The sequence below is a fragment of the Duganella sp. GW821-FHT07G03 genome, assembly GCF_059418605.1.
Genome location: NZ_JBWKQE010000049.1, coordinates 1 through 10,499 on the forward strand (window position 1 = coordinate 1; position 10,499 = coordinate 10,499).

At 64.4% G+C, this 10,499-nt stretch carries 10 protein-coding genes; 3 read left to right on the forward strand and 7 right to left on the reverse strand.

Annotated features, from left to right (window positions below; genetic code table 11):
* Window positions 1–78: 78 nt before the first annotated feature.
* From AC07OK_RS30575 to AC07OK_RS30600, 6 genes are all read right to left on the reverse strand, one after another.
* Entirely contained in the window at window positions 79–3,198 is a 3,120-nt protein-coding gene (locus AC07OK_RS30575; protein ID WP_494693819.1) for a transglycosylase domain-containing protein, read from the reverse strand.
* Between the two features lie 354 nt (window positions 3,199–3,552).
* A complete protein-coding gene (locus AC07OK_RS30580; RefSeq protein ID WP_494693812.1) occupies window positions 3,553–4,338 on the reverse strand; it encodes a competence/damage-inducible protein A in 786 nt (261 codons plus the stop codon).
* Between the two features lie 15 nt (window positions 4,339–4,353).
* The gene (locus AC07OK_RS30585) at window positions 4,354–5,178 is read right to left on the reverse strand and encodes an EI24 domain-containing protein (protein ID WP_494693813.1); all 825 of its coding nucleotides are present in this window, start codon (window positions 5,176–5,178) and stop codon (window positions 4,354–4,356) included.
* Entirely contained in the window at window positions 5,178–6,185 is a 1,008-nt protein-coding gene (locus AC07OK_RS30590) for a sterol desaturase family protein (protein ID WP_494693814.1), read from the reverse strand. Before AC07OK_RS30590 ends, AC07OK_RS30585 begins: the two co-directional genes overlap by 1 nt.
* Entirely contained in the window at window positions 6,182–7,228 is a 1,047-nt protein-coding gene (locus AC07OK_RS30595; RefSeq protein WP_494693815.1) for a polysaccharide deacetylase family protein, read from the reverse strand. The genes AC07OK_RS30590 and AC07OK_RS30595 overlap by 4 nt, the downstream gene beginning before the upstream one ends.
* The gene (locus tag AC07OK_RS30600) at window positions 7,228–8,199 is read right to left on the reverse strand and encodes a YVTN family beta-propeller repeat protein (RefSeq protein WP_494693816.1); all 972 of its coding nucleotides are present in this window, start codon (window positions 8,197–8,199) and stop codon (window positions 7,228–7,230) included. The genes AC07OK_RS30595 and AC07OK_RS30600 overlap by 1 nt, the downstream gene beginning before the upstream one ends.
* Window positions 8,200–8,339: 140 nt before the next feature.
* On the opposite strand from AC07OK_RS30600, the gene AC07OK_RS30605 reads away from it, so the two are divergent.
* A complete protein-coding gene (locus AC07OK_RS30605; RefSeq protein WP_494693817.1) occupies window positions 8,340–8,696 on the forward strand; it encodes an FKBP-type peptidyl-prolyl cis-trans isomerase in 357 nt (118 codons plus the stop codon).
* A 9-nt stretch (window positions 8,697–8,705) separates the two neighbouring features.
* On the opposite strand, the gene AC07OK_RS30610 is transcribed toward AC07OK_RS30605, so the two are convergent.
* A complete protein-coding gene (locus AC07OK_RS30610) occupies window positions 8,706–9,485 on the reverse strand; it encodes a hypothetical protein (protein WP_494693818.1) in 780 nt (259 codons plus the stop codon).
* Window positions 9,486–9,671: 186 nt separating this feature from the next.
* Here AC07OK_RS30610 and AC07OK_RS30615 point away from each other — a divergent pair, with 186 nt between their 5' ends.
* Window positions 9,672–9,977, forward strand: a complete 306-nt coding sequence (locus AC07OK_RS30615; RefSeq protein WP_328595527.1) for an HU family DNA-binding protein — start codon at window positions 9,672–9,674, stop codon at window positions 9,975–9,977.
* 186 nt (window positions 9,978–10,163) lie between these two features.
* Window positions 10,164–10,415 (forward strand): acyl-CoA-binding protein, encoded by a 252-nt coding sequence (locus AC07OK_RS30620; RefSeq protein WP_020705202.1) that lies wholly within the window; start codon window positions 10,164–10,166, stop codon window positions 10,413–10,415.
* Window positions 10,416–10,499: the final 84 nt, after the last annotated feature.

A 10,499-nucleotide genomic window follows, 5' to 3' on the forward strand; every position in this document is an offset into this window, starting at 1 on the left:
CCCCCCCCCCCCAGATTTGAGCCTAAGTCTCGTGGGCTCGGAGATGTGGAGAAGAGACAGGACCCCGCTTTTCCCTTTTTAGCCGCCGCAGGCCTGCAGCGGCGGCGTCACCGCCGCCGTGGCGTTGCCGCCGGTCTTGACGATCACCGGCGGCGTCGGCCCCGGCTTGACGATAGGATGCGGCTCGATCAGCGGCATCAGGTTGGGCGCCAGCACCACCAGCAGCTGCACCGGCAGCGCGCTGGTGAAGTCGTAGTTCTTCGATGCCGGTCCGTGCACGTAGGCCGTCATCGAACCAAAGAAACGCTCGCCGATGTTGAACACAAACGTCGCCGAACGGTTCACATAGCGCGACTCGATCAACCGTCCGCCGCCGCCGTACACATCGAAGCGCTGGTCGCCGGTGCCGGTCTTGCCGCCGACCGGGATCACCTTGCCGTCCGAACCGACGAAGGCCATGCGCGCCCGCTTGGCGGTGCCGTCCGACACCACGCCGCGGATCGCATCGGCCACCACCCGCGCCACCTCCGGCGACAACACCTGCTCGTTGGCGGTCGGCTTGCCCTTGGTGACCACGGTCTCATACGGTGTGCCCTCGGCGAAGTGCAGCGAACTGATACGCTGGCTGCTCTTGCGCACGCCGCCGTTGACGATAATCCCCATCATCTCCGCCAGCGCCGCCGGACGGTCGGCCGATGCGCCCAGCGTGGTCGCATACGACGGCACCAGCGATTCGAACGGATAGCCCATCTTCTTCCATTGCTTGTGGATTTCCATGAAGCCTTCCACCTCGATCAGGCCGACGATGCGCTTGTCCTGCGCGTGCTTGTGGTGGGTCTTGAACAGCCACTGGTAGACCTCCTGCCGCTCCTTCTCGCTGGCCGCCGTCATCTGCGACAGCGTCGCGCCCGCATGCAAGCGCATATAGGCCGCCATCCACAATTCCAGCGGGTGCACGCTGGCCAGGTAGCCGCGATCGGCCAGCGACCACTTGTCGATCGCGTACTGGTCGTACAGCTTGGCCACGCGCTCTTCCGGCACCTCGTTCTGCGACGGCAGGTTGTCCTTCAGGAAGGCGGCAAACTGCGGCAGGCTGGCGGTCGGATAGACGGTGCGATGGATCACCGCCAGCCGCACCGGCGTGCTGCGGATATTCGCCAGCAGGATCTTGTCCAGCTCGGACTCCGGCTTGCCCTTGTACTTGGCGTAGAAGCGCCCCAGGAACTCCTTGCCTTCCTTGTCCGCGAAGCGTGCCAGGTATTGCGCGCGGCGCGGATCGTCCGAGTCGGCCAGCAGCGACGCCGACGAACCCGGCGTCTGGAACATGTAGTACTTGGCGACGTCGCGCATCAGGCGCACGAACACCAGGTTGGTCGAATGGCGCAGCGCCTCGGTCACGGTCAGGATCTTGCCGTTGTCTTCCTTCGAGAAGTTGCCGAAGTGGTGCAGGCCGCCGCCGGTGAAGAAGCCCTCGCCCGGATTGCCCGAATACTTGCGCTCCATGGCCGCGTTCAGCATCGGCGTCAGCTCGCGCCCGCCCTTCTCCAAAGGCAGCGCCTTGAAGTAGTCCAGCGCCCATTGCGACAGCTTGTCCTGCGGATCGACCGTCACCTTGCCCAGCGCGGCCGCGTCCATGCCGCCGTACTTCTTGTGCAGCATGTCGACGATGTCGAGGTAGGTGACCAGCGTGCGCAGCTTGGCGGTCGAGCCCAGGTCCAGCTTGGCGCCCTCGTTGATGTCCAGCGGCTGGTCGAAGTTATCCGTCTGCAAACGCAGCAGATTGTTCTGCTCGCCCTTCTCCAGCAAGGTGAAGCTGTACACCACGTTGGCCGGATCGCCGTTGCCCAGCATACCCTTGCCGGTCAGGCCGGCGGCCTTGGCCTTTTCCGGATCGCGCAGGTCGCGCAGCACTTGCGTGACGGCCGTCTGGGCCTGCGCGTCCAGCGTGCTGACCACGCTCAGGTCCAGGCGGTCCAGGTTGTACATGCGGTTGTCGCCCAGCAGGTTGGCCAGGTGGTTGCGGATCGCGTTCGATGCCTTGCGCGACACAAACGTCATCGCCGGCGCCGACTCCAGGCCATTGCCGGTGGCCGGATGCAGTTTCTGCTGCAAGGCCATGTCGCGCATGGCCGGCGTGATCACGCCGTCTTGCGCCAGGATGCGCAGGTGGCTGTTGGCCAGCACTTCCAGGTCGGCCGCGCCGTTGCCCAGGTAGTAGCTCGGACGGCGTTGCGCGATCATCAGGCTCAACGCTTCCTTGAAGGTCAGCGCGGTTTCCGCATCCGGGTTGTCGAGATTGCCGCCCAGCAGGCGGTTGAAGTCCGGGAAGCTGCGGCCGTACCACACCCACATGCCGTCGCCGATGCCGTTCACTTCGCCGTAGCCGGGCTTGGCCGACAGCGGCACCGTGTTCAGGTAGTCGATCACGATGCGGCGGCGCGCCTTGGTGGTGTCCGGCCCGTCCTGGTAGGAACGCAGGCTGGCCGAGACCATCTGCTGCAGCTTGTCCTTCATCGAACCGGTGCGGCCCTCCGGCGAGTGGCGGTATTTTTCGATCTGCGTGGCCAGCGTGCTGCCGCCCGCCGCGCGATGGCCGCCGGCGACCGAGGTCACGCTTTTTTCAATCACGGCCTTGCCCAGCCGGTCCCACTCGACGGCGGGATTGCGGGTCGGGTACTTGGTGTCGAGCAGCTCGCGGTTTTCGATGAACAGCAGGCTGTTGATCAGCGCCATCGGCGCCTGCTCGAACTTGTTGTAGATGCGCTCCGGATAGCTGGCGGCAAACAGCTGCTGCGCGCGGCAATCGTAGATCGTCAGGCCGGTCTTGGTCTTTTCGCGGTAAGTGGCGAACACGCCCATGTCGGCCAGCTCGGCCATCTTGGGCGAGATGCGCACCTGCGCGCTGACCTGGTAGTCGCGCGCGCTCAACTTGCCCAGGTAGTCCGGCAGGCCGGCGTAGCCGAGCCGCTCGTCATACGGGCTGTCCTTCGGGAAGCGGATCGCCTTGCTGGCGCCCGGCTCCATCTTGTAGGTCATCTTGCCGACCAGGTCGGTGAAGATGCGCGCCTGCATGCTGGAGGTGCGGGTTTCCTGGATGCCCCAGTAGACCGCGAACGACAGGCCGACCAGCAGCACCAGCAGGAAAGCGTTGCGCGAGCGCTTGCTTTTCGGCGGTGTGGTGGGCGGCGGCGCGTCCATCTGGGCCTGAGCCAGATGCGCTTCGGTTTGCTCGGGAGTGGGCGGCGGCACGACACGCAGGTGCCGGGAACGGCGATAGCCTAATGCTGCTGCGCCTGCGCGCAATTTGCGCACTGCGCGCACAACAAGACGGGGCCGGCGGAAACGACGATTGCTTAACATATGATTCAAACCGGTCAGCTGTTTCAGTAAAACTTACTAGGACTTGCGAGCTTCCATTGCACCACATCAGAGGGGTGCGAACCGGCGCGGACGCAGAATAATTTTACTGCGCCGTTTGTTTTTCGCAAAAAAACAACGGCGCTCTCCCCGAGGAAAGAACGCCGTCCAGGCCCATCTGATAACAGTGTGACACTAAGTGTTGTTGAACTCTACATTGAGCTGCTTGAGTTCCGAGCACAATTGAATAAACGCTGTGGCTGTCTGGACCGCTTCGCCTTTGACACCCAGTTCGATATGGCGGCGCGTGTGCGCATCGCCCACGCTCGGCAGGCTGAATACCTTCACCCTCGGGAACTGCGCTTCGATCGCCACCATCAGCGGCGTCAGCGCCGATTCGGCCGCCTCGTACACCAGCACGGATTGTTCCAGGCGCGGCTCGCGGTTGAACAGGTCGGCGTAGTGGTTGTCCAGCACCCACTCGATCATCGGCCACGCCATCACCGGGAAGCCCGGCACGAAGTAATGCTTGTGCAAAGAGAAACCGGCAATGTTGTTGTACGGGTTAGGAATCAGCGCCGCGCCTTGCGCGAACTCGGCCATCTTCAGGCGGTGCAGGTTTTCGGCGGAGTTCAGGTCCACGTCCTGGCCGGCGTCCTGCCCCATTTGCAGGATGCGCTGCTGGATGTTGAGCTTGCCCTGCTCGTGCATGACCAGCGGCAGGCCCAGCGCGTTGGCGGCGGCCAGGCGGGTGTGGTCGTCCGGCGTGGCGCCGATGCCGCCGCAGCAGAACACGAGGTCGTCGCTGGCGAAGGTGCGCTTGAGCGTGGCGGTGATGCGCTCCGGGTCGTCGGCCAGGATCTCGGCCCAGTTCAGCTGCAGGCCGCGCGCCGCCAGCATCTGCACGACCTTGGGGAAATGCTGGTCGACGCGCCTGCCGGACAGGATTTCGTCGCCGATGATGATGAGACCGATGGCCATGGTTATCTGCTTTCTTTAAAGGGTGATGTCCGCCGGAGCGGCGGCCTGGGCGCGCAGGCGCGCCAGCGCATCGAGACAATAATACGCAAACCACAAGCCGGTGAAGATAAAAATCAGCACGTACAGCCAGATCGACGCCGCCGCCAGGAAGGGGAAGAACACCACCGCCAGCACCGTGCCACCGAGCCAGATCGCTCCCGGCAAGGCGCCGGCCGCGCCGGAGATCACGCCAATCGCCAGCAAACGCCAGCGGTGTTCGGCCAGGATCTGGCGGCGTTCCTCGGGCGTGGCGTAGTCGGCCAGCGCGTCGTACACCATCACGCGGCAGGTCAGCCAGCCCCACAGCAGCGCCTGCACGAGGATGGCCAGCGGCGGGAAAAAGTACAGCGGCAAGGTCACAATCCACAGGCCGATGAAGATCGCCATGCCGCCCAGCGCGGTGACGGCGCTGCCGACCAGGCTGCCGCCCTTGCGCTGCTCCAGCTGCGGATAGTGGCGCAGGCCGACGTGGCGGCCGATCAGCGGCATGGCGATCACGCCGATGAAGATCAGCGCGGTCAGTATCATCAGCGGCAGCAACAGCAGCATGGCGATCAGCGGCGGCATCACGGTTTTCAGGACCGCCAGGCCCAGCGACGTGAGCAGGTTGCCGGCCGGCGCGAACAGATTGTGCTCGGCGAATTGCGCATGCACGTAATCGATCAGCGGTTGCAGGCAGAAGTACAGCGCCACGGCCCACACGCCGACCGCCAGCAGGAAAGGCGCCAGGCTCATCGCCAACATCTTGCCGTGCCATTGCGACAGGAAGGCGCGGCCCCAGGAACGGATTACATTCGTCATCAGACCACATCCTTGCGTGCGTATTCAACCATGCGTTTGAGGCCCAGCCATTGCTGCGCCCAGAAGCCCTTGCCGTATTCGCGGCCCGGCCTGACCACGCCCTGTGGGTCGGTCCGCGGCAGCTGGTCGCGGATGCCGGTGGCGACGTACTCCGGCGTGAAATTGGCGGTGCGGAAAATGATATCCCAGACCGGCAGCAGCACGGCGAAATTGCAGCCGCCCAGCGTGCCCTTGCCGCGCGATTCATGGCCGACGCCGATCGCGTGGTGCATGCGATGGTAGCGCGGCGACACCAGCAGCCATTCGCCGACGCGGCCAAAGTGGATGCGCACATTGGCGTGCTGCAGGCTTTGCAGAATGCGCGACACCGACACCAGCATCACGTACTGCGCCGGCTCGACGCCGATGCACAGCGCGATCACGCCCATGTAGACGTCGCGCAGCAGGTCGTCGAGCAGGTGGTTGCGGTTGTCGCTCCACAGGTTCATGTTCTGCTGGCTGTGGTGCAGGCCGTGCAAGCCCCACCACCAGTTGAACTGGTGCGAGGCGCGGTGGTACCAGTAATCGAAGAAGTCCAGCACCACGAAGTAGACCAGGAAGCTGCCCAGCGGACCCAGGGGCGGCCACTGGGCCGGCCACAGCGATTCCAGGTTGAGCGGCTGGAAACTCTCGAAGCGCAACATCGCCGCCACGCTGTCCATCAGCGGATCGAGCGTGAAGAAGATCAGCACCGAGAACAGGCCGATGCGGTGCAGCACGGTGTAGAGGAAATCGGTGCGGCGGGCGCGCGGATCGGTGAACTGGTGCACCGGGATCTTCGCCTCCAGCGGACGCAGCACCAGGAACAGCAGCGACAGCTCCAGCACGCCGATCAGCAGCCACTCGGTGCCCTCGAACGCTTCCTCGATGAATTCGCCGAAGCCGAGCTGGAACACCAGCGGCTGTATCACCGTCTCGAACAACCAGCCTTGGGCCGCGCCCAGCCAGTCGGAAAATAATTGCATCATTTATGCTTGTTGAACTGTGAAAGATAGTCGGGATGCTCGCGCAGCGTGGCGAAGCAATAGCCCTTCTGCTCCAGGCCGCTGATCAGCGGCTCCAGGTTGGCCGGCGCCCACGCATCCTTGCGCGACCAGATGCCCATGTGGGCGAGGAAGATATCGCCGTCCTGCAAGTCGCGCAGGGACTTCTGCAACAATACCGGATTCGGGTAGGCCGTGCTGGAGAGCTCATCGCCTGAGAAGCCGGCCGGCGCCCAGCCCACGTGCGCGTAGCCGCAGGCCTGCGCCGCCGCCAGCGAGCGCGGCGTCGTGTGGCCGGCCGGCGCGCGCCAGATCGGATCGAGGTGCTTGCCGGTCAGTTCGACGAAGCGCTGGTCGACCCGTTTGATTTCCTCGCAATACTGCGCCGGCGTCAGCGACAGCAGCTTGCCGGCATGCGCGCCGAAGCCGGGCTTGACCTGGATGGCGCCGCCGGCGCCGTCCTTGACCAGCACGTCATGGTCGAAGGTGTGCGAACCGATCGCATGCCCTTCGGCCACGCGGGCCTTCCAGTAGGCCGACCACGACCGGTCCAGCGAGTAGTCGCCGTTGATGGTTTTCTCGTTGGCCAGGAAGAAGGTGGCCTTGATCTGGTGGCGATTGAGCGTGTCGGCGATCAGCGCGGCCTGGGCCTGGCTGCCGGTGTCGAAGGTCAGGTAGATGGTGCCCTTGCAGGCGCTGTGGCGCAGCAGGGCCGCTTGCGGCTTGGCGCCGGCGCCGGCCGCGGCCGACGCCATGGCCACCGCCGAAGCCGCCGGGGTGGTCGTGGCCGCTGGCGCGGGCGTGCTTGCCGCGGCCGCTGCCGCGGCGGCGATGCCGGCCGCCTTGGCTTCCGCCGCGCGCCGCGCCGGGCCGTTGAGGCTGCGGGCATGGGCGTTGGCGGCGCGGGCGGCGTCGTTGAGCTCGCGCGCGTCGCTATTGCTCGCGTGGGCCGTCGTGGCGCTGTCGGCGGCCTGCGCCGCCGGCGTAGCCGCCAGCGCCAGCAAAGTCAGGGCGGCGGCGGCGTTCATTACATGCGCTGGGCGGAGTTGAAGAAGAACACGCCGTGCGGCGAGCGTCCCACCGGGATCAGCTTGGTCACCTTGCGGCTGGCGACGTCGATCACGGCCACTTTCTTGATCCAGCGTAGCGTGACCCACATGGTCTTGCCGTCGGCGGTGATCTCCATGCAGTCCGGGCCGCCGGGAACATTGATCTGGCCGACGTTTTCCAGCGTCTTCTGGTCGATGATGTTAATCGAGTTCGACACCCGGTTCGACACATAGGTGTAACGGCCGTCGCCGGCCGAGCGGAAGTTGTGCGCGCCCTGGCCGGCCTTGATGCGCTTGACGGTCTTCTGGGTTTTCCAGTCGATCACTTCGACGTAGTCGCTGCCCATGATGCCGACCAGCAGATACTTGTCGTCGGGCGTCATGGCGATACCGGCCGGCAGCTTGCCGACCGACATGGTCCACTTCAGCGTCTGCGTGGAGAGGTCGATGGCGCTGACCTGGTCGCTGCCCTGCTGGGTGATGAACACCATATTGCTGGCGGCGTTGAAGGCCATGTGGCTGGGCAGCTTGGCCAGCGGGATGCGCTTGGCCAGGGTCAGGTTGGCGCCGTCGTATTTGTAGAGGTCGACGCGGTCCAGGCGCAGCGAGTTCGACACGAACCACTTCTGGTCCGGCGAGAAGCCGATCTGGTAGGGGTCGAGGATGTCCTTGATGGTGCGCTGGACCTGGCCGCTTTTCGGGTCGAGGAAGATCAGTTCGTTGCCCACCGAGCTGGCCACGATCAGGGATTTGTTATCCGGGGTCGACATCAGGTGGTGCGGCTCTTTGCCGACCGGGATGGTGGACAGGTCTTTGTAAGTGTCCTGGTCCAGCAGCTGCACAGTGGCGTCGCGCGAGTTCAGTACAACCACTACGTTGGCCTGCGCGCTGCTGATGGCAGTGACGGCGCAGACACAGGAAAACACGATACGGCGGAAACTACGGAGCATGTAAAAATCGCTTGAAAGAGCAAAACGTTTATTTTACGTGCAAACTGCGCCGGGACGAGGCAAAAGCCGCAATTATTCCTTGCCGCGGGCGCCCTGCTACAATTCAGGGCTGTCTTTAACGTATCCATAGAAGGAAAATCATGACCACGATCACCACCGACTCCGGCCTGCAATACATCGAACTGACCGAAGGCGAAGGCGCAGTCGCCAAAGCCGGCCAGAACGTCACCGTGCACTACACCGGCTGGCTGCGCAACGACGACGGCACCAAGGGCGCCAAATTCGACTCCAGCAAAGACCGCAACGATCCATTCGAGTTCGCCCTGGGCGCCGGCATGGTCATCCGCGGTTGGGATGAAGGCGTGCAAGGCATGAAGATCGGCGGCCTGCGCCAGCTGATCATCCCTGCCGAACTGGGCTACGGCTCGCGCGGCGCCGGCGGCGCGATCCCGCCCAACGCCACGCTGATTTTTGATGTGGAACTGCTGGGCGTTTAACGACGTTCGCTAGCGCTGCCAGTTGCGGCGCAGCGCTTCCAGCTCCGCTCGCGTGTCGAGCATGCCGCCGACGATGCGCTGGTCGATCGCTTCCAGCAGCGCCGTCGGCATGTCGCTGCCGCCCAGGCCGTAAGCGCCCGGGGCCGGCAGCGGCCGCGCATTCTGCACCAGCACCGGGATGCGCCACTCGTCGCTGACGCGGCAGGCGATCCCCACCAGATCCTGGCTCAGGCCCACCAGCGTAAAGCTGCGGCAGTACCCGCCCTCGTTCGACAGAAAACTCAACCCCACCCGCACCTCGCCCTCCGATGGCGCGGCGCCGCCCATCTGCTGGCTCAGCGCGTTGGCCAGGCGGCCCTGCGCGACCAGCATGCCGTTGCGGCTGGCGACGGTGGTCGGCGCCGCGGCCGGTTCGCTGAACCAGCCCGGCTGCCAGCGCGCCAGGCCGAATTTGCCGGCCGCCAGGCCCAGCACCATAACCAGCGCCAGCGCGCTCCATTCCAGCCAGCCCCATTGATGCCTGGCCGCCTTGCGCGCGGCCTGCTGCTGCGCGGCGCGCTGCGCGCGCACCGCCGCCAGCTGCACCACCTTGGCGTGGCGCGGATGGGAACCCAGCTCGACGCCGGACGGCGCCTGCTCGGCATACACCTCGTCGCGCGCGGCGCGCAGGCGGGCCACGCGGCGGGCGATGCTGCTGTCGCGGCGCATGGCGGACTCGACGGCGAGACGCAGGGCGTCGTCCAATTCGCCGTCGGCATATGCAATCAAAGTCTCGTCTGAAAAGGTCATGATTCCTGTCCCGGATCGTCCCATCATAAACCTTTTTGCAGCGCGATGCGGGGCCGCGCGCGCCGCGTAGCGCCTGTAAACACGGGGGTTTTATTGCAGTGCAGCGTGGCGCGGCAGCTACTGTAAGGGCTACTTCGTACAGAAACCATTACATTTGACAATATTTATGCTAATCTGCGCGCTCTAATAACCAAGGAGGTAGTAATGAAAAAAGGCGAATTGATTGCAGAATTTGCGAAACGCACTGAAGTGTCCGCTGCTGCCGCCAACGGTGCAGTGAATACTCTGATCGCCATCATCACCGAGCGTCTGAAAAAAGGCGACACGGTAGGCATCACCGGCTTCGGCACCTTCTCCGTAGCGAAACGCGCTGCCCGTAAAGGCCGCAATCCTGCAACCGGCGAAGCGATCAAGATCGCAGCGTCGAAAACTCCAAAATTCTCGGCTGGCGCGACCCTGAAGTCGGCTGTCAACCCGACGAAGAAGAAGTAAGCAGGCGCTCCGGCACGCGGCGTTCGCGTCGCGGTGCCAGTGCCCGCCAGGGCACCGGAAACGGCGGTACATGCCAGGTCTACGGACCGGCCTGTCCGCCGTTCTGTTTTTGAGGAGACCCTCTAGCGGTTTTGGCGGCGGCTGCGGGTATGATGGCGGCACCCCCTACCTACCCGAGGAGAAGTGATGAGTTTAGAAGAGCAGTTCGCGCAAGCCCAGCTGGATTCGAAGAACCTGCCTGAGCGTCCGGACAACATGACGCTGCTGAAGATCTACGCGCTGTTCAAGCAAGGTTCGGCGGGCGACGCCAGCGGCGACCGCCCCGGCATGACCGACTTCGTCGGCCGCGCCAAGTTCGACGCCTGGGCCGCGCTGCAAGGCACCTCGCTGGACGAAGCCAAACAACAGTACATCGACCTGATCGAAGGTCTCAAATAACACCACGGGGGTCAGATACCGTCTTGAATGGCAAGCCCTTTCGATAAGTAATTGGGATCGAAAGGCTTGTCATTGTGTATCACC